A 19506-nucleotide genomic window follows, 5' to 3' on the forward strand; every position below is an offset into this window, starting at 1 on the left:
GCACGGCACACCTGTGCCGTGCGGCGCCTTCTTCGAAGAGGAAGGGCGTCCGGGTCGTCAGACCCGATGCTGCTTCTTGGACTTGTCGAGGACCATCACCAGGCCGGCGATCACCGCGAACGCCGCCAGCGGCGTCAGTACGTACAGGCCGAGGGTCTCCGCGACGGTCAGGCCGGGACCCGGGTCGTCGCCGTCGTCGCGGTTGACGGCGAACACGGGAGACGACATGAGCAGCATCATCAGCGTCGTTCCGGCCATCACGGCGCCGGCGCGCAGGGCGTTCTTCTTGTCCACGGTGCCAACGTAGCGAACCCGTGGGGCCGCCGCGCGCCCGGGGGTCCCGTACAAGGTGTCAATCCCCGACAGAGGGGCGCAATACGCCCATCAGGCCGTGCAACCGGGGCGAGGCGGCCAGTTCCTCCAGCGTCATCGGCCTGCCCTCCGCGTCGGCGACCGGCAGCCGCCAGTTCGGGTACTGGTCCCAGGTCCCCGGCAGGTTCTGGGGCCGGCGGTCGCCCACCGCGTCCGGCAGCCAGACCCCGACCATGCGGGCCGGGGTGCGCAGCAGGAAGCGGTAGACGGCGCGGATCTGTTCCTCCTCGTCGCCGCCGTCGGGCGGCAGCAGGCCGAGCCGGGTGAGTGTGCCGAGCCAGTCGGCGACCTCGGCGGAGTCCTCGCGCTGCTCCTCCTCCAGCGGGCGGCCGAGCAGCCCCAGCCGGTGCCGCAGCTCCACATGCTCGCCGGTGAGGCGCGCGGCGGTGGACGGCAGGTCGTGGGTGGTGGCGGTGGCGACGCAGCCCTCGCGCCAGCTCTCCGGGGCCAGCGGGCGGCCGGTGCCCTGCCAGTCGCGCTCGAACCAGAGCACGGACGTGCCGAGCACCCCGCGGCGGTGCAGGGACTCCCGTACGCCGGGCTCGACCGTGCCGAGATCCTCGCCTATGACGACGGCGCCCGCGCGGTGCGCCTCCAGGACGAGGACGGCGAGCATCGCCTCGGCGTCGTACCGCACATATGTGCCCCGGGTGGGATCCGCGCCGGCGGGGACCCACCAGAGCCGGAAGAGGCCCATCACATGGTCGATCCGCAGCGCGCCCGCGTGCCTCAGCAGCCCGCGGAGCAGTCCTCGGTAGGGCGCGTACCCGGTGGCGGCCAGTACGTCGGGGCGCCAGGGCGGCAGCCCCCAGTCCTGGCCGTGGGCGTTGAAGGCGTCCGGCGGGGCGCCCACCGACATGCCCCCGGCGAAGGCGTCACGCTGCGCCCAGGCGTCGGCGCCGTCCGGGTGCACGCCCACCGCGAGGTCGTGGACGATGCCGACGGCCATGCCCGCGTCGCGGGCGGCGCGGTCGGCGGCGGCGAGCTGTTCGTCGGTGAGCCAGGCCAGCCAGCAGTGGAAGTCGACGCGGTCGATCAGTTCGCGCCGGGCCCGGCCGGTCTCGGCCGAGCGGGGGTCGCGCAGCCCGGTGGGCCAGTCGTGCCACTGGGAGCCGTGCACCTCGGCGAGCGCGCACCAGGTGGCGTGGTCCTCCAGCGCCTGGCCCTGCTCGGCAAGGAAGTGGTGGTAGGCGGCTCGCCGGCCGGGGGCGAGCGGGACCTCGCGCACGATCTCCAGCGCCTCGCGCTTGAGCCGCCACACGGCGTCCCGGTCGATCAGCGCGTCCTTCTCCAGGACGGCGGCACGCAGGCCTGCGGCCTGTTCCAGCAGCCCGGCGAGGCGCGCGGTCCCCGGGCCGGTGACGTACGCGTACTCGGGGACGGCCTCGACCCGCAGATGGACGGGGTCGGGGAAGCGGCGCGACGAGGGGCGGTAGGGCGAGGGGTCGGTGGGGTCGCCGGGGACGGCGGCGTGCAACGGGTTGATCTGGACGAATCCGGCTCCCAGCTCCCGGCCGGACCAGACGGCGAGCTCCGCGAGGTCGCCGAGGTCGCCCATGCCCCAGGAGCGGCCGGAGAGCAGGGAGTAGAGCTGGACGAGGAAGCCGTGCGTACGGGGCGGGGGCCCCGGCACCTCGTGCGGGGCGACGACGAGCACGGCGCCCGCCGTACGGCCGTCCGCGGCGACGGCGGCGAGGCGGTGCACCCCGAGCGGCAGTCCGGGCCAGGAGCGGCCCACGGGGGCCGTGAGGGGCGTTCCGGACGCGGGGGCGGGTGCGGCTACGGGTGCGGACGCGGGCGCCGAGGCCTCCGGCGCCGGCCACTCGACCGTGTCGCCCTGCTCCGTCTCGACCCGCAGGAGCGTGTCCGGGGGCAGATCGGCCAGCGCCCGCGGAAGCGAGGGAGGCAGCACCGGCGCGGGAGGCCCGGAGCGCTCCCCCGTGCCGCCGGGACCGGCGGCGGGGGTCTCCGGAGTGGTCCACACGACCACGGTGGGCGGCAGCAGGCGGTCGGCGGCGTCGGACTCGGCACGGGTCAGGGCGTCGTGGATCGCCTCGTCCGTGGACGCGTCGACGCCCAGCGCGGCGAGCACCGCGACGACCGTCTCGTCGGGGACCGGGACGGCGACGTCGGGGCCGGGTGTGTGGACGGTGGCGACACCGTGCAGCGCCGCGAGCCTGGCCAGGCCCATTCAGACTCCTGAGAACTCCGTGCCACCGGCCGTACCGGGCGCGGTCGGCTCGCTGGTGAGGGGCGCGGCGTCGGCGAGCGGGGGCTCACTGGTGAGGGGCGCGGCGTCGGCGAGGGGCGGTTCGCTGGTGAGCGGGCCCGGGGTGTCGCCGGTCAGCGGTCCGGGCAGCGTGACGGCGAGCGGTTCGTCGTCGGCCGGTTCACCAGGAACCGCCTGTTTGGAACGGACGGGGGGAAGCAACTGTGCGGCGGCCATGGCGGGCGCCTCCAATGCTGGCTCGGACAACGGGACACAGCAGCCCTACCCAGTCGGCACGGCCACAGACGTACTGCTCCGGTTAACGTGCCCCGGCTCACGTCGCGTTCCCCGAGCGGCAGTTGACCCTCCCTGCCTATCACAACCCGGCAAATCGGTCACAACGGCCACGCGCATTGACACCTTCACCCCGGGGTGGTGGGCTCGACGCCGATCGGCCGGACGGACATGGATTCGGGGAGCCACGAGGGGAGCAGGGGCGTGCAACTCGGGCGCAGCAGACGGACGGCGACAGCGGTCGCGGTGGCCGTGATCGGCGGACTCCTGGGCACGGCGCCCGGTGCGACGGCGGCACCCGCCGATCCGGGCTCCACCTCGGCCAGCACACCCGACGGGGAGGGCGAGGCGGCGCTGCCCTCCGTCTGGCCCCGCCCCCACTCGCTCAAGGCGTCGGGCCGGACCGTCACCCTCGGTGACGACGTCACCGTCGTCGCGGCCGAGGACGCGGACCCCTACGCCGTCGAGACCCTGACAAAGGCGCTGCGCGAGGCGGGGGTACGTACGGTCCGTACGACCGTGCCCCCGGCATCGGGCCGCCCGGCGCCACCGCCGACCGGCGGTGGCCCGGTCGTGCTCGCGGGCGGCGGCGGCGCCCAGGAAGCCCTCAGGGCCCTGCGGGCACGCGAGCGGACCGATCTGCCCTCCGGCGGCTACCGGATCGCCGTGGGGACCGTCCGGGGCCGCGAGACGATCGCGCTCGACGGGGTGGGCGACGACGGCCTCTTCCACGCCGCGCAGACCCTGCGTCAGCTGATCGTGGGCGGACCCGGCCGGGCCGAGGTCCCCGGTGTCCTCGTACGCGACTGGCCGGGCACCGCCGTACGCGGGATGACGGAGGGCTTCTACGGCGATCCGTGGGGCCATCAGGAGCGGCTGTCGCAGCTGGACTTCATGGGGCGCACGAAGCAGAACCGCTATCTGTACGCGCCCGGCGACGACGCCTTCCGCCAGGCGCTCTGGCGCGAGCCCTACCCCGCCGCCCGGCGGGCCGAGTTCCGCGATCTGGCCGAACGCGCGCGGCGCAACCATGTGACGCTCGCCTGGGCCGTGGCTCCGGCACAAGCCATGTGCATGTCCTCCAAGGACGACGTGAAGGCCCTCACCCGCAAGCTGGACGCGATGTGGGCGCTGGGTGTGCGCGCGTTCCAGTTGCAGTTCCAGGACGTGAGCTACAGCGAGTGGCACTGCGACGAGGACCGGGACACCTTTGGCTCGGGTCCCCGCGCCGCCGCGAAGGCGCAGGCTCGTGTCGCGAACGCGGTGGCCGACCACCTCGCGCGACGGCATCCGGGCGGCGAGCCGCTGACGGTGATGCCCACCGAGTACTTCCAGAACGGGGCGACCGACTACCGCACGGCGCTCGCCGGGGACCTCGACGCCCGCGTGCAGGTCGCCTGGACGGGCGTGGGGGTGGTGCCCCGCACGATCACCGGAAGCGAACTGGCCGGTGCCCGCGAGGCGTTCAGGCACCCGCTGGTGACGATGGACAACTACCCGGTCAACGACTACGAGCGGGGACGGATCTTCCTCGGCCCGTACACGGGCCGTGAGCCCGCAGTCGCCACCGGCTCGGCCGCGCTGCTCGCCAACGCGATGGAGCAGCCGTCGGCGTCCCGCATCCCGCTCTTCACGGCCGCCGACTACGCGTGGAACCCGCGCGGCTACCAGCCGCAGGAGTCCTGGCAGGCGGCGATGGACGACCTCGCGGGCAACGACCCCGAGGCGCGCGAGGCGATCGGCGCGCTCGCCGGGAACGAGTCCTCCTCGATCCTGAGCAAGACGGAGTCGGCGTATCTGCGCCCTCTGCTGACGGAGTTCTGGCGTACCCGTACGGGGGCGCGGGCCGCGGAGAAACCGAAGGCCAGGGACGCGGCGGCGAGCCGGCTGCGGGCGGCCTTCACCGTGATGCGGGAGACCCCGGACCGGCTGTCCGGTACGGCCGAGGGGCGGCTCGACGACGAAGTACGGCCGTGGAGCGAGCAGTTGGCGCTCTACGGGCGGGCCGGCGAGCTGTCGGTCGACATGCTCCAGGCGCAGTCCCGGGGCGACGGCGACGCGGCCTGGCAGGCCTCGCTCAGCCTCGAACCGCTGCGGGAGGCGGTGGCCGCGAGCACGGTCTCCGTCGGCAAGGGCGTGCTGGACCCGTTCCTCGACCGCGCGGCGAAGGAGTCGGCGGCCTGGACGGGCGCCGACCGCTCGGCCGGCCCGGAGGCGCGCGCGACCAGGAGCACCGACGCGTACACGGTCGGGGTGGGCCGTGCCCGCCCCGTGGGCGTGATCACGACCATGACGGAGCCGGGCACGGGCGACGGCGCCTCGGTGGAGGCGCACGTCCCGGGCGAGGGCTGGCGGAGGCTGGGTCCCGTGTCGCAGAGCGGCTGGACCCAGACCGACGCGAAGGGGCTGCGCGCCGACGCCCTACGGGTCACCTGGCCGGACGTGCCCGGCGCGACGACGCCGTCGGTGCGGCGGCTCGTGCCGTGGTTCACCGACGAGCCGCGCGTCCGGCTCGATCTCGCCCGCACCACGGTGGACGCCGAGATCGGCGGGAAGGCCGAGAGCGTGGAGGCGGAGCTGGAGGCGCAGCGCCCCGGCCCGATCAGCGGCGCGCTGACGGCGAAGGCACCGAAGGGCATCGAGGTCACGGTGCCCGAGCGCGTGACGGTGCCGCGCGGCCTCCGTACGACGGTGCCGGTCCGGGTCACCGTCTCCGAGGACACGCCGGCGGGCACCTACCGGGTGCCGCTGTCCTTCAGCGGCGAGGAGCGCACCCTGACGGTGCGGGCTTCGCCGCGTACGGGCGGCGGCGACCTCCTGAGGACGCCGGGCGCGGTGCCGTCGTCGTCGGGCGACGAGACACCCGCGTTCCCGGCCACCGCCGCGAGCGACGGCGACCCGGCCACACGCTGGTCGTCACCGGCCGAGGACGGCGCGTGGTGGCAGGTGGAGCTGGCGGAGCCGGTCCGGCTCGGCCAGGTGGTCCTGAACTGGCAGGACGCCTACGCGAGCGCCTACCGGGTGCAGGTCTCGGCGGACGGCCGTGTGTGGCGGGACGCGGTGCGCGTGGCGGACGGCGCGGGCGGGCGCGAGTCGGTCCGCATGGACGAGAAGGACACCCGCTTCGTCCGGATCCAGGGCGAGCGCCGGGCGACACGCTTCGGTTACTCGCTGTGGTCGGTGGAGGCGTACGCGGTGACGGAGGCGGCGCCGCCCCCGTAAGGGCACCGGTGCGGGTCCCCCTCCGTAGGGAGGGCGCCGCCGGACGCCGGACGGGCACGTGGGAGCGCGCCGGGGCCCGCACGCGGCCCCGGCACGACGAAGGCCCGGATCCTAGGCAGAGATGCCGTCGATCCGGGCCACCGCGTCCTCGGCGCCGAAGGGTTGCAGATACGGCATCCAGCGCGGATCCCGGTGTCCGGTCCCGATGATCCGCCAGGCGAGTCCCGACGGCGGCGCGGGCTGGTGGCGGAGTCTCCACCCCAGCTCCCGCAGATGCCGGTCGGCCTTGACGTGGTTGCAGCGGCGGCACGCGGCCACCACGTTGTCCCACACGTGTTTTCCGCCCCGGCTGCGCGGGATGACGTGGTCGACGCTCGTGGCGACGCTCCCGCAGTACATACAGCGCCCGCCGTCCCTGGCGAACAGCGCACGACGGGTCAGCGGGACGGGCCCTCGGTAGGGGACCCGTACGAACCGTTTCAGCCGTACGACGCTGGGCGCGGGCAGCACCCGGGTCTCGCTGTGCAGGAAGGCGCCGGATTCCTCAAGGCAGATGGCCTTGTTCTCCAGAACGAGGACGAGCGCGCGACGGAGCGGTACGACGCCGAGCGGCTCGTACGACGCGTTGAGGACCAGGACATGTGGCACGGTGCCTCCTTGTACGCCGGCGGCGCGTGGCTCGCGCCGGGACGATCTGTCTCAGTCTCTCCTCATGCCTGGTCGAAACGCCACCACGTCTTGGTAACGGGCTCGGAGTGTTTTCGCCCACACCCGCTCCACAACCCCTGACCTGGCGTGTCCTCGCCCCCGTACCTTCCTGCGACTTCGCCCGCCACCCGCGCGTGAGGAGTGTCTCTGTCTCCCGGACGGCACCGGAGTACTCGCGATGCCCCGTTAGTGTGGTTGGTCCCCGCCCGTGTTTGCAGGAGGTCCCGCCGTGTCCCCGTCCGCCCCGCCGGTCCCTGGCCCGTCGCCCGAGCCCGCCACCCTCGACGAGGCGGCGGACCGTGCCAACGAGGCCGCGGGCTGGGTGGAGCAGAACTGGTCCACCTGGCTGAGCATCGGCCTGCGCATCCTGCTGATCGTGATCATCGCGCTCGTCCTGCGGCACGTCCTGCGGCGCACCATCACCAAGCTGATAGCGCGGATGAACCGCAGCGCCACGGCCGTGGAGGGCACGGCCCTCGGCGGCCTGCTGGTCAACGCCGAGCGGCGCCGGCAGCGCTCCGAGGCCATCGGGTCGGTGCTCCGCTCGGTGACCTCGTTCCTGGTGCTCGGCACGGCCGCGCTGATGGCGCTCGGGGCGCTGAACATCAATCTGGCCCCGCTGCTGGCCTCGGCGGGTGTCGCCGGTGTGGCCCTGGGCTTCGGCGCGCGCAATCTCGTCACCGACTTCCTCTCCGGCGTCTTCATGATCCTTGAGGACCAGTACGGCGTGGGCGACACCATCGACGCGGGCGTCGCGTCCGGAGAGGTCATCGAGGTCGGACTGCGGGTGACGAAGCTGCGCGGCGACGACGGCGAGATCTGGTACGTCCGCAACGGCGAGGTGAAGCGGATCGGCAATCTGAGCCAGGGCTGGGCCACGGCCGGTGTCGATGTGACGGTCCGGCCGACCGAGGATCTGGAGAGGGTCCGCGACGTCATCACGGCGGTCGCCGAGAAGATGGCGAAGGAGGACCCCTGGGCCGAGCGGCTGTGGGGTCCGGTGGAGATCCTGGGGCTCGACTCCGTCCTGCTCGAATCGATGACGGTGCGGGTGAGCGCGAAGACGATGCCGGGCAAGGCGCTGGGCGTGGAGCGGGAGCTGCGCTGGCGCATCAAGCAGGCGTTCGACGCGGCGGGCATCCAGATCGTCGGCGGACTGCCCCTGATGGGCACGGAGGCGGCCCCCGGCGACCCGACGGCCGGTGTGGCCGCGCCGTCGGCCCTGGCGAGCCCCACGTCGCCGCAGTCCCTCGCCGCGGCGCCGATAGCGCCGCAGCAGTCCCCCAACCCCAATCTGACCAAGTAGCCCGCCGACCGGCCCACCGGCCCACCGGCACCGATTCGAAAGTCCGTCGCACACGCGCCCCCGCAGGTAACGCTTTGGTTGCCTCGGGGGCGCTGCCCGTGAACGGGTATTGACTGCCCCCTGACGCCAGGCCTACTTTCCTCCCATCAAATAGGAAACTTTCCTAACAGTGTCGCGAAGTCCGACACCGGGAGAGCAGTCGCCGAAGGGCAGGTGCACACGCCGTGAGCGATCCGTCCACGCCGTCCCCGGGCACACCACGCGTCCTGCGCGCCATGAACGACCGTGCCGCGCTGGATCTCCTGCTGGCGCACGGCACTCTCTCCCGTACCCGGATCGGCAAACTGACAGGCCTCTCCAAGCCGACCGCCTCCCAGCTGCTGGCCCGGCTGGAGGCGGCCGGCCTCGTCGTCGCCACCGGCACCACCGAGGGCCGTCCGGGACCCAACGCGCAGCTCTACGCGGTCAACGCGGGCGCCGCCCACGCCGCCGGGCTCGACGTGAACCCGGAGCGCATCCTGGCCGCCGTCGCCGACATCACGGGCGCCACCGTCGGCCGCTTCGAACTGCCCACCCCGGGGCGGCGCTCGGCGGACAGCGTGGTCACCCGGGTGACCGACGCGCTGGGCGGCGCCGTGAAGGCCGCCGGTCTCGCGCGCGCCGACGTGCACCGCGTCGTCATCGGTACACCGGGCGCCTTCGACCCCTCCACGGGCCGGCTGCGGTACGCCTCGCACCTGCCCGGCTGGCACTCCCCCACCCTGCTGGACGAACTGGCCGCCGCCCTGCCGATGCCCGTCGAGTACGAGAACGACGTGAATCTCGCGGCGGTCGCCGAACAGCGGCTGGGAGCGGCCCGCGGCCACGACGACTTCGTCCTCCTGTGGAACCAGGAGGGCCTCGGCGCCTCCCTGGTCATCGGCGGCCGGCTGCACCGCGGCTTCACCGGCGGCGCGGGCGAGGTCGGCTTCCTGCCGGTGCCGGGCACTCCCCTCGTACGCCAGGTGGTCAAGGCCAACAGCGGCGGCTTCCAGGAACTCGCGGGCGCCCAGTGCGTACCGCGCCTGGCCCGCGGTCTCGGTATCGAGACGCCGGAGCAGCCGTACGCGGACGTCGCCGCCGACCTCCTTACGAAGGCCGCGGCCGGACACGAGGACGACCCGCGGCTCGCCGAACTGCTGCGGCTGTTCGCGCAGCGGCTCGCCACCGGTCTCGCGTCCGTGACCGCCGTGCTCGACCCCGAACTCATCGTCCTCGCCGGCGGGGTGACCGCCGCCGGCGGAGAGCCGCTGCGCGCGCTGGTCCAGGCGGAGCTCGCCGAACTGGCCGCCTCCAGACCCCGGCTGCTCATCGGTGAGGTGCGACGGGACCCCGTGCTGCGGGGCGCGCTGGAGAGCGCCCTCGCGACCACCCGCGACGAGGTGTTCGACACCTCCCGCTGATCCGCCCCTCCCCCGGCCTCCGGGCCCCCTCGACACCCCCCGACCCACCCCTTCAGGACCCGACCGACACCGGGAGTTCCGTCATGCCCACAAACCGCCGTCTGACCGTCTCCGCCGTCGCGGTCGCCGCGCTGTCCGTCCTCACCGCCGCGTGTACGGGGCAGTCGGGCAACTCCGCGTCGGACGACCCGAACGCCAAGACCACCATCACCTTCTGGCACGGCTGGAGCGCGCCGGCCGAGGTCGAGGCGATCAAGGACAACATCGGCCGCTTCGAGGACGCGCACCCGAACATCAAGGTGAACGTCGTCGGCAACATCAACGACGACAAGCTCAACCAGGCGCTGCGCGCGGGCGGTTCGAAGGGCCCCGACGTCGTGTCGTCCTTCACCACCTCCAACGTCGGCAAGTTCTGCTCCTCCGGCGCCTTCGCCGACCTGGAGCCCTTCATAAAGAAGGACAAGATCGACCTGGAGAAGACGTTCCCCAAGGTGCTGCTCCAGTACACCCAGTTCGAGGGCGACCGCTGCGCGCTGCCGCTGCTCAGCGACGCGTACGGGCTGTACTACAACAAGGACGCCTTCAAGGAGGCGGGCATCGAGGCCCCGCCGAGGACGATGTCCGAGCTGGCCGACGTCGCCAAGAAGCTCACCAAGCCCAAGGGCGACAGCTACGAGCGGGTCGGCATGATGCCGACGTACCACGGCTACGAGACGGTCGTCGACCACTACATGTCGAGCTGGGACCACGCCTACTTCGACAAGGACGGCAAGTCCAACATCGCCAAGGACCCCGCCTTCGCCGAGATGTTCACCTACCAGAAGAAGCTGGTCCAGGACCTCGGCGGCTTCCAGAAGCTGGACAAGTTCCGCAGCACCTTCGGTGACGAGTGGGGCGCCAAGCACCCCTTCCACACCGGCCAGGTGGCGATGCAGCTGGACGGCGAGTGGCGGCTCGGCATGGCCGAGGACGCGGGTGTCGACTTCGAGATAGGCGTGGCGCCGATGCCCGTCGCCGACGACGAGGCCGACAGCTACGGCAAGGGCTTCCTGTCCGGCACGATCATGGGCATCGCGCCCCAGAGCAAGAAGCAGAACGCCGCCTGGGAGCTGGTGAAGTACATGACCACCGACACGGAGGCGGTCGTACAGTTCGCCAACGGCATCCGCAACGTGCCCTCCACCTTCGCCGCGCTCAAGTCGCCCGACCTGAAGTTCGACCCGCGCTTCAAGACCTTCCTCGACATCGCCCAGCACCCGAAGTCCAGCACCCCCGACGGCGCGATCAACGGGGCGACGTACCAGCAGACGCTCCAGGACTTCGGCTACCAGTACGAGAAGGGCTCCGTGAAGGACCTCCAGGACGGTCTGGAGAAGACGGCCCGGCAGATCGACCGTGACATCGAGCAGGCCAAGTAGCGGGCGGGGATCTCGCTGATGTCCAGCAACACGCTCCGTGCGAAACGGCGCAGGAGCGCGCTCCGTACGGTGGCGTTCCTGTCCCCCTGGTTGATCGGGTTCTCGGTCTTCTTCGCCTATCCGCTCCTGTCGACCGTGTACTTCTCCTTCATGAAGTACGACGGTTTCAACGCCCCCGTCTGGAACGGGCTGGGGAACTGGTCGTACGTCTTCGGCGACTACCCCATGTTCTGGCCGTCGCTGCGCAACACCCTGTGGCTGGTCCTGGTCATGGTCGCCTGCCGGGTCCTGTTCGGTCTCGGTGTCGGTCTGCTGATCACCAAGATCAAGACGGGCACCGGGGTCTTCCGGACCCTGTTCTACCTGCCGTACCTGGCACCGCCCGTCGCGGCGACGCTCGCCTTCGTCTTCCTCCTCAACCCCGGTACGGGGCCGGTCAACACGATCCTCGGCGATCTCGGACTGCCCACGCCGGGCTGGTTCAACGAGGCGTCCTGGTCCAAACCGGCGCTCACGGCGCTGGCGGTCTGGGGCATCGGCGATCTGATGGTGATCTTCATGGCCGCGCTGCTCGACGTGCCGAAGGAGCAGTACGAGGCGGCCGAGCTGGACGGCGCGTCACCCTGGCAGCGGTTCCGCTTCGTGACACTGCCGAACATCTCGCCGATCGTACTGTTCGCCGTGGTCACCGGGGTGATCCAGGCCATGCAGTACTACACACAGCCCCTGGTCGCGGGCAAGGTCGCCTCCGGTGTCATCGGGGGCTCGGGCCAGCAGTTCGAGCCCGGCTACCCGGACAAGTCGACGCTGACCCTGCCGCAGCTCGTCTACAACCTCGGCTTCCAGCGCTTCGACTACGGCGCCGCCTGCGTCGTCGCGCTCGTCCTGTTCGCCCTGGCCATGATCTTCACCGCGTTCCTGATGCGGCGCCGCGGCGGACTGATCGGAACGGGTGACTGACCATGACCCAGCGACTCCTGGACGCGCCCACACCGCCGGTGAGGCCTTCGCACGCCACCACACCGGCGGCCCGTACGGCGCGGCGCAAGGCGGTGCTGCACTGGATAGCCGTGCACGCGCTCGGTGTGGCCGCCGCGCTGTTCTTCGTGCTGCCGTTCGTCTTCCTCTTCCTCACCTCGGTGATGAGCGACCAGCAGGCGCTCACCCGCGACCTCACCCCGAACAGCTGGGAGTGGGGCAACTACGCCAAGGTCTTCGACACGCCGGGCTTCCTGACCTGGTGGAAGAACACCCTGCTGTACGCCGGGCTCGGCACACTGCTCTCCGTGCTCTCCTCGATCCCCGTGGCGTACGCGCTGGCCAAGTTCCGCTTCCGCGGACGGCAGTTGTCGCTGATGCTCGTCATCTCGATGATGATGCTGCCGCCCCAGGTGATCATCATCCCGATGTATCTCTTCTGGGCGAAGCAGTTCGACCTGTCGGGCACCCTCTGGCCGCTGATCATCCCGATGGCCTTCGGTGACGCGTTCTCCATCTTCCTGCTGAGGCAGTTCCTGCTGACGATCCCCGACGAGTACCTGGACGCGGCGCGCGTGGACGGCTGCGGCGAGTTCCGTACGCTGCTCAGGGTCGTCCTGCCGATGGCGAAACCGGGCATCGCCGCGGTGGCGCTGTTCCAGTTCTTCTACGCGTGGAACGACTACTTCGGCCCACAGATCTACGCGTCGGAGAACCCGGCGGCCTGGACGCTCAGTTACGGGCTGGAATCCTTCAAGGGCGCACACCACACCGACTGGAATCTGACCATGGCCGCGACCGTACTGGTCATGGCCCCCGTGATCCTCGTCTTCTTCTTCGCACAGAAGGCCTTCGTCGAGGGCGTCACACTGACCGGAGTGAAGGGCTAGAAGAACACATGAAGCTCGCAGTAGTGGGTGGCGGGTCCACCTATACACCTGAGTTGATCGACGGCTTCGCCCGGTTGAGGGACACGCTCCCGATCAGTGAGCTGGTGCTCGTCGACCCGGCGGCCGACCGGCTGGAGCTCGTGGGCGGCCTCGCGCGGCGGATCTTCGCCAAGCAGGGGCACCCCGGCACGATCGTCACCACGTCCGACGTGGACGCGGGCGTGGCCGGCGCCGACGCCGTCCTGCTCCAACTGCGTGTCGGCGGACAGGCCGCGCGCCTCCAGGACGAGACCTGGCCGCTGGAGTGCGGCTGTGTCGGCCAGGAGACGACGGGCGCGGGCGGTCTCGCCAAGGCGCTGCGTACGGTGCCGGTGGTGCTGGACATCGCCGAGCGGGTACGGCGCGCCAACCCGGACGCGTGGATCATCGACTTCACCAACCCGGTCGGGATCGTGACGCGCGCCCTTCTCCAGGCCGGCCACAAGGCGATCGGGCTGTGCAACGTGGCGATCGGCTTCCAGCGGAAGTTCGCGAAGCTGCTGGACGTCGCCCCCTCGGCCGTCCATCTGGAACACGTCGGGCTCAACCATCTGACATGGGAGCGCGGCGTACGGCTCGGCGGACCGGACGGCGAGGACGTGCTGCCCAAGCTGATCGCCGAGCACGGCGACGCGATCGCGGCCGATCTGCGGCTGCCGCGCCGGGTCCTCGACACCCTCGGCGTGGTGCCCTCCTACTACCTGCGCTACTTCTACGCGCACGACGAGGTCGTCCGGGAGCTGGGCACCAAGCCGTCGCGGGCCGCGGAAGTGGCCGAGATGGAGAAGCAGTTGCTCGCCATGTACGGGGACCCCGCGCTGGACGAGAAGCCCGAGCTGCTGGCCAAGCGCGGCGGCGCCTTCTACAGCGAGGCCGCGGTCGATCTCGCCGCCTCGCTGCTGGGCGACGCGGGCCGCGTGGGCAGCCCGGTGCAGGTCGTCAACACCTACAACAACGGCACGCTGCCGTTCCTCGCCGACGACGCGGTGATCGAGGTCCAGGCCGGGGTCGACGCCTCGGGGGCGACGCCGCTGGCCGTACCGGAGCTCGACCCGCTCTACGCGGGGCTCGTCGCGAACGTCTCCGCGTACGAGGACCTGGCGCTCCAGGCCGCGCTGCACGGTGGCCGCGACCGCGTCTACAAGGCGCTGCTGTCCCACCCGCTGATCGGTCAGTACGAGTACGCCGAGGGCCTCACCGACCGACTGATCGCGCACAACCGGGAGCACCTCGCGTGGGCGTGAGCCGTACCGAGCCGGCGGCGGGGCGCGGCAGCGTCCTGGCCGTCGACGCCGGGAACAGCAAGACCGATGTGACCGTGATTGGTGCGGACGGATATGTGCTCGGGGCGGCGCGCGGCGGTGGCTTCCAGCCGCCGGTGGTGGGCGTGGAGCCGGCGATCGACCGGCTCGCCGCGATCGTCGCCGAGGCGGCGGCCGACGCCGGCCTCCGTACGGAGGGCATCGCCGGACATGTCTCGGCGTGTCTGGCCAACGCCGATCTTCCGGTGGAGGAGCGGGAGTTGGCGTCGGCCGTGCAGCGGCGCGGCTGGGGCCGTACGACCGACGTGCGCAACGACACCTTCGCGATACTGCGTGCCGGGCTGCCCGGCGGCGCGGAGCCGCGCGGGGTGGCCGTCGTGTGCGGCGCGGGCATCAACTGCGTGGGCATGCTGCCGGACGGCCGTACGGCGCGCTTCCCCGCCATCGGCCGGATCTCCGGCGACTGGGGCGGCGGCTCCGGGCTCTCCGAGGAGGCGCTGTGGTTCGCGGCGCGGGCCGAGGACGGGCGGGGCGAGCCGACGGAGCTGACGCGTACGGTGCCGGGGCACTTCGGCCTCGACTCGGTGTACGCGCTGATCGAGGCGTTGCACCTGGGGCACATCCCGTTCGCCCGCAGGCACGAGCTGGCGCCGGTCCTCTTCGCGACCAGTGCGGCGGGTGACGCGGTGGCCAGGTCGCTGGTCGACCGGCTCGCCACCGAGGTCGTGGCGCTGGCGGGGGTGGCGCTGGAGCGGCTGGGGCTGCTGGACGAGGAGGTTCCGGTGCTGCTGGGCGGGAGTGTGCTGGCCGCCAGGCACCCGCAGTTGGACGACGGGATCCGGGAGCTGCTCGCGGCCCGCGCGCCGAAGGCGGTGCTGGGGGTGGTGACGGCGCCGCCGGTGCTGGGGGCCGGGCTCCTGGGGCTGGATCACACCGGGGCCGGACCGGACGCGCACGCCAGGCTGCGCGCGCACTACGACGGCTGAGCCCATCGGCCGGCGGCCTCTGATCGGCGGGCGTTCGGCGGGCGCTCGGCGGGGTCCGTCGAACGGCCGTCGGGTGCCCGCTCCCTGACACGGCGACAGGTGCGGGCGGCGGTGCGCGCGAGGGTGCGGCCACCGGTGCGGGCGCGGGCGCCCGAAGCGGGTTCGGAGCCGGGCGCCCGAGCCCGGGCGCGCACCGGGCGCGTAGGGCCCGTGGGGCCGCCGGCCCGGCCCCACGGCCGGGAACCGATCAGGGGTTCCTGACGTATTCAATGGGGGGAGCACGGTAGGGGGATCGTGCTCCGCCGGCGCTTGGTCCGCACAAGATCGAGTCAAGGCTTGTGTGGATGCCGGTCCCTGCGGCCATACTGCTGGCCGGGAACCGTCCCTCCGTCCGCCGAGGGGCGCGACGCCGTCGTCAGTGACCGAGGGGGAGGTCAAGTGACATACCCGCCGAATGTGCGCACAGCGCCCGTTCCGGCGCCGACGCACGCGCCCGCGCAGTCGGCTCCACCGCCCGCGCCGCCGCCACCCGCGCGGCACGGAGCCCGGGCCGAGATCAGGGAGCGCCTGCGCGCGGCGGCGACGACGGAGCCGGGCCGGCTCCAGATCATCGGGGCGGTCCTCGCCCTGCTGGTCGTGGTGTTCGGGGCGGTGACGGCCTTCCAGGTCTCCGACCGGGCCTCCGCCGCGCAGGACGTCGTCGGCCGCAGCCAGCCGCTGAGCGCCGACGCGGCGAACATCTACCGCTCACTGGCCGACGCCGACACGGCCGCGGCGAGCGGCTTCCTGGCGGGCGCGCAGGAGCCCGCGACGGTCCAGAAGCGGTACAGAGCCGACATCGACACCGCCTCCCGGCTGCTGGTCAAGGCCGCGACGAACACCGACAGCACCAGCGACTCCGGCCGCCAGATCGCCACCCTCAACGAACAACTCCCGCGTTACACGGGCCTGATCGAGCGGGCGCGGGCCAACAACCGGCAGGGGCTGCCGCTGGGCGGCGCCTATCTGCGGTACGCCAACCAGCAGATGACGAAGGAGATCCTGCCGGCGGCCGAGAGGCTGTACGAGTCGGAGACGGCCCGGCTCGACCAGGACACCGACAGCGCGCGGGTGTGGCCGTTCCTGGCCCTCGGCGCCGGCGTCGTCGCGCTGGGTGTGCTGGCGTGGGCGCAGCGCCGTAACTTCGAGCGGACGAACAGGGTGTTCAACCACGGGCTGCTGGCGGCGACGGCCGCGTCCACCGTGGTGCTGCTCTGGCTGGCGGTGGGCCACACGGTCGCCCGCACGGACCTGAACAACGCCACCGCGCACGGGCAGGCGTCGCTGAAGGTCCTCAACGACGCGCGGATCAGCTCGCTGAAGGCGCGGGCGAACGAGAACCTGACCCTGGTGGCACGTGGCGCGGTCCTCACCAAGGACGGCAAGAGCGACCAGTACGAGACGGACCATCTGAGCAACATGAAGGCCCTCGGCACCGCGCTGGAGGACGCCCGGAAGCTGGCCGACGACCAGGCGGGGTCCGGGCCGGTCGGCCAGGCGCGCGCGGCGGCCACCGAGTGGCAGGAGCGGCACAAGTCGGCGAACGACACCGACAAGGCCGGTGACTACGAGGGCGCGCTGGCGAAGGTCATCGGGGACAAGGACTCGACGGGCGACTCCTTCGACCAGGTGGACAAGGCGCTCGCGAAGGCGATCCAGCACGAGCAGGCGGAGTTCACCGACTCCGCGGAGGGTGGGCGCGACGCGCTGACCGGTCTGGCGGTCGGGGCGGTCGCGCTGGCCCTGCTGGGCGCGGTCGGCGCGATCCTCGGCATCAGCCGCAGGCTTTCGGAGTACCGGTGACAGGGGGAGGCATGACAACCGACGCCACGGACACCAACGGGCGCGAGCCGTACGGATCGCCGGAGACCGGCGGGCGGCCGGCCGGCCGTCGTACGGGGGTCACGATCGCCGCCGCCCTCGCGCTGACGGCGACGCTCGCCCTGCTGCCGCTCTCGCGCGACGACCGCGCGACGGACGCGCGGGAGCCGCAGAAGGTCGCCGCCGACGCGGCGCCCGGAGCCGCCGCAGCCCCGGAGTGCGTCGAGCCGGAGCGCAGTCTGCGGCCGTCCTCCGCGGACGGCGCGAGCATCGCCCGCATCAAGGCGCGCGGCGCCTTGATCGTCGGCATCGACCAGAACAGCTTCCGCTGGGGCTACCGCGATCCCGCGTCCGGCACCATCGAGGGCTTCGACATCGACCTCGCGCGTGCCATCGCCGCGAACATCCTCGGCTCCCCGGAGGACATCATCTTCCGTGCCATCCCGACCAACCAGCGGGTCGGCGCCCTGGAGAACGACACGGTCGACCTGGTCGTACGGACCATGACGATCAACTGCGCGCGGATCGAGCAGGTCGCCTTCTCCACCGCCTACTTCCAGGCCGGGCAGCAGGTGCTCGCGCCCAAGGGCTCGGGCATCACGGGGTACGACGAGTCGCTTTCCGGCAAGCGCGTCTGCTCGGCGGAGGGCTCGACGGCCTACGACGCGCTGGTGAAGAACTCGTTCGGCGCGACGTTCAAGGACAAGGGCGACGAGACCGACCGGGACGAGGACAGGCTGACGGTGCCCAACCAACTGGACTGCTTGGTAAGGCTCCAGATGGGCGAGGTCGACGCGGTCGTCACGGACAACGCGCTCGCGGCCGGTCAGGCGGCGCAGGACCCGGCGGTCGAGTTGGTGGGCAAGCCGTTCACCAAGGAGTACTACGGCGTCGCGGCCAAACTCGGCAACAACGATCTGGTGCGCAGGGTCAACCAGGTCCTCGTGGGGTATCGCGCGGGCGGCGCCGACAGCCCCTGGATGAGGTCGTACAACAAATGGCTGGAAGCCGGGCTGCCGGGGATAACCGCGCCGCCCGCGGCGACGTACAAGGACTGAGGACGGGGTAGCGAGACCGAGGGACATCGGAACGAGGACCGACGACCGAGCGCCGGTGACGGAAGCGGTCAGAGCAGAGCGGAGAGGTGATCGATGGGCGACGCGGGCTCCTTCCCCGGTTCGACGGGGAGGTCGGCCGGTCCGGCGATGGACCGGGACGAGGCGGACCGCGCCCTCGCGCGCCTCGGCGCCGAGCACGAGGCGATCGAGACGTCCCTGCTCGCCCTCCAGGACCACGCGGGCCGCCGGCTCCTCGAAGGGGCGGCCCTCAGCGGTGTCACCAAGGACCGCTGGGCCTCCACCGAGCAGACGATCACCCTGCTGTGGAACTATTTCGACGCCTACTCCGCCGCCCTGCGCGGCGCCCGTGAGGCCCGCGCCCGGCTGCGCTGGCTCAACCAGCAGGATCTGGTGGACCTGACCGAGAGGCTGCGGGGCCGCAGCGTCACGGTCGCGGGCGCCGCCGCGGCCACCCCGTCCCTCGCGGGGCCGGCGAAGCTCTCCGAGCAGTTCACCCTGGCCGAGCTGGTCGCGCGGATGAACGAGCTGTACGCGCAGTCGCTGGACATGGTGGTGGCGTCGGACTCCGTCTGGTCGGCGCTGCCCGCGCGGATAGATCTGCTGGCCGCCGAGCTGAACCGGACCCGTTCGCTGGCGCACTCCGCCGGGGTCCGGCCCGGTGAACACCCGGCGGGCGACGAGCTGGAGGCGATCACCGACGAGCTGAGCACCCTGCGCGCCCAGGTGATCTCCGATCCGCTGGCCTTCTGGCAACCGGTGCACGGCAGTTCGGCGCCGGGCGGCGGGAAGCCCGACACCGAGCGGTACGACCGGGCGGCCCGCGCCCTGGAGGACGTACGCCGGGAGATCGACGCGGTCCTGACGGTGCGTCAGGACTCGGAGGCGCGTCTGCTGCGGCTGCGGGACGTGCTCTCGCGCGCCGACCGTACGCTCACCGAGGCCCGGTCCGCCCGGGGCGAGGTGCTCGCGAAGATCGCCGCCTCCGAGGTGCCCGCGGTGAGCGGACCGTCGACGGCGCTCCAGGAGCGGCTGTCGACCGCCGCCGAGTACCGCAGACACGCGCAGTGGCACCGACTCTCACCGCTCCTCGAGTCGCTGGAGCGGGAGGCCGAGGACGAACTGCACCGGGCGCGCGAGTCGTTGACGGCCGTCACGGCGCCGCTCGCGGTCCGGGCCGAGCTGCGCGGCCGGCTCGACGCGTACAAGGCGAAGGTGGCCCGGCACGGGCTCGCCGAGGACATGGTGCTGACCGAGCGGTACGACGCGGCCCGCCGGATGCTGTGGAGCGCGCCCTGCGATCTGCGGGTCGCCGAGCAGGCGGTGCTGCGTTACCAGCAGGCGGCGGCCGAGGCAGTGGCCCAGCGGGAGTCCGGGCCCACGGACCGCAGGGGGCACGTATGAGCGCCGGCCGGGCACGACACGCACCGCACGGGCTCAAGGG

General features: G+C 72.3%; 15 protein-coding genes. 11 read left to right on the forward strand and 4 right to left on the reverse strand.

Annotation, left to right across the window (positions count from 1 at the left end; translation table 11 throughout):
- Nucleotides 1-57: 57 nt before the first annotated feature.
- The 3 genes from ACFWU9_RS24770 to ACFWU9_RS24780 are packed head-to-tail and all read right to left on the reverse strand — an operon-like array spanning nt 58 to nt 2818.
- On the reverse strand, nt 58-294 hold the full coding sequence (locus ACFWU9_RS24770; protein WP_384321953.1) for a hypothetical protein: 237 nt from the start codon (nt 292-294) through the stop codon (nt 58-60).
- 58 nt (nt 295-352) lie between these two features.
- Nucleotides 353-2563 (reverse strand): 4-alpha-glucanotransferase, encoded by a 2211-nt coding sequence (gene malQ / locus ACFWU9_RS24775; RefSeq protein WP_384321955.1) that lies wholly within the window; start codon nt 2561-2563, stop codon nt 353-355.
- Nucleotides 2564-2818: a hypothetical protein gene (locus tag ACFWU9_RS24780; protein WP_384322094.1), complete on the reverse strand. Its 255-nt coding sequence runs from the start codon at nt 2816-2818 to the stop codon at nt 2564-2566.
- Between the two features lie 261 nt (nt 2819-3079).
- On the opposite strand from ACFWU9_RS24780, the gene ACFWU9_RS24785 reads away from it, so the two are divergent.
- A complete protein-coding gene (locus ACFWU9_RS24785; protein WP_384321957.1) occupies nt 3080-6097 on the forward strand; it encodes a beta-N-acetylglucosaminidase domain-containing protein in 3018 nt (1005 codons plus the stop codon).
- 111 nt (nt 6098-6208) lie between these two features.
- Here ACFWU9_RS24785 and ACFWU9_RS24790 read toward each other — a convergent pair whose 3' ends face one another.
- Nucleotides 6209-6745: an HNH endonuclease gene (locus tag ACFWU9_RS24790; protein WP_189107091.1), complete on the reverse strand. Its 537-nt coding sequence runs from the start codon at nt 6743-6745 to the stop codon at nt 6209-6211.
- Between the two features lie 289 nt (nt 6746-7034).
- Between ACFWU9_RS24790 and ACFWU9_RS24795 the strand changes: the two genes are divergently transcribed.
- From ACFWU9_RS24795 to ACFWU9_RS24840, 10 genes are all read left to right on the forward strand, one after another.
- Nucleotides 7035-8111 (forward strand): mechanosensitive ion channel family protein, encoded by a 1077-nt coding sequence (locus tag ACFWU9_RS24795; protein WP_384321959.1) that lies wholly within the window; start codon nt 7035-7037, stop codon nt 8109-8111.
- Between the two features lie 275 nt (nt 8112-8386).
- Nucleotides 8387-9553 carry an ROK family protein gene (locus tag ACFWU9_RS24800; RefSeq protein WP_384322096.1) on the forward strand — a complete coding sequence of 389 codons (1167 nt, stop codon included), beginning with the start codon at nt 8387-8389 and terminating at the stop codon, nt 9551-9553.
- Nucleotides 9554-9636: 83 nt separating this feature from the next.
- On the forward strand, nt 9637-10971 hold the full coding sequence (locus ACFWU9_RS24805) for an ABC transporter substrate-binding protein (RefSeq protein WP_384321961.1): 1335 nt from the start codon (nt 9637-9639) through the stop codon (nt 10969-10971).
- 18 nt (nt 10972-10989) lie between these two features.
- The gene (locus tag ACFWU9_RS24810) at nt 10990-11931 is read left to right on the forward strand and encodes a carbohydrate ABC transporter permease (RefSeq protein WP_384321963.1); all 942 of its coding nucleotides are present in this window, start codon (nt 10990-10992) and stop codon (nt 11929-11931) included.
- A gap of 2 nt (nt 11932-11933) precedes the next feature.
- Nucleotides 11934-12839 carry a carbohydrate ABC transporter permease gene (locus ACFWU9_RS24815; RefSeq protein ID WP_384321965.1) on the forward strand — a complete coding sequence of 302 codons (906 nt, stop codon included), beginning with the start codon at nt 11934-11936 and terminating at the stop codon, nt 12837-12839.
- An 8-nt stretch (nt 12840-12847) separates the two neighbouring features.
- Nucleotides 12848-14122 carry a 6-phospho-beta-glucosidase gene (locus ACFWU9_RS24820; protein ID WP_384321967.1) on the forward strand — a complete coding sequence of 425 codons (1275 nt, stop codon included), beginning with the start codon at nt 12848-12850 and terminating at the stop codon, nt 14120-14122.
- Nucleotides 14119-15126: an N-acetylglucosamine kinase gene (locus tag ACFWU9_RS24825; RefSeq protein ID WP_384321969.1), complete on the forward strand. Its 1008-nt coding sequence runs from the start codon at nt 14119-14121 to the stop codon at nt 15124-15126. The genes ACFWU9_RS24820 and ACFWU9_RS24825 overlap by 4 nt, the downstream gene beginning before the upstream one ends.
- A 438-nt stretch (nt 15127-15564) precedes the next feature.
- The gene (locus ACFWU9_RS24830) at nt 15565-16968 is read left to right on the forward strand and encodes a hypothetical protein (RefSeq protein ID WP_384321971.1); all 1404 of its coding nucleotides are present in this window, start codon (nt 15565-15567) and stop codon (nt 16966-16968) included.
- An 11-nt stretch (nt 16969-16979) separates the two neighbouring features.
- Nucleotides 16980-18044, forward strand: a complete 1065-nt coding sequence (locus ACFWU9_RS24835) for a glutamate ABC transporter substrate-binding protein (protein ID WP_384321973.1) — start codon at nt 16980-16982, stop codon at nt 18042-18044.
- Between the two features lie 93 nt (nt 18045-18137).
- A complete protein-coding gene (locus ACFWU9_RS24840) occupies nt 18138-19466 on the forward strand; it encodes a hypothetical protein (protein WP_384321975.1) in 1329 nt (442 codons plus the stop codon).
- Nucleotides 19467-19506 lie beyond the last annotated feature (40 nt).

Source organism: Streptomyces sp. NPDC058653 (genome assembly GCF_042716895.1).
Taxonomy (GTDB): Bacteria; Actinomycetota; Actinomycetes; order Streptomycetales; family Streptomycetaceae; genus Streptomyces.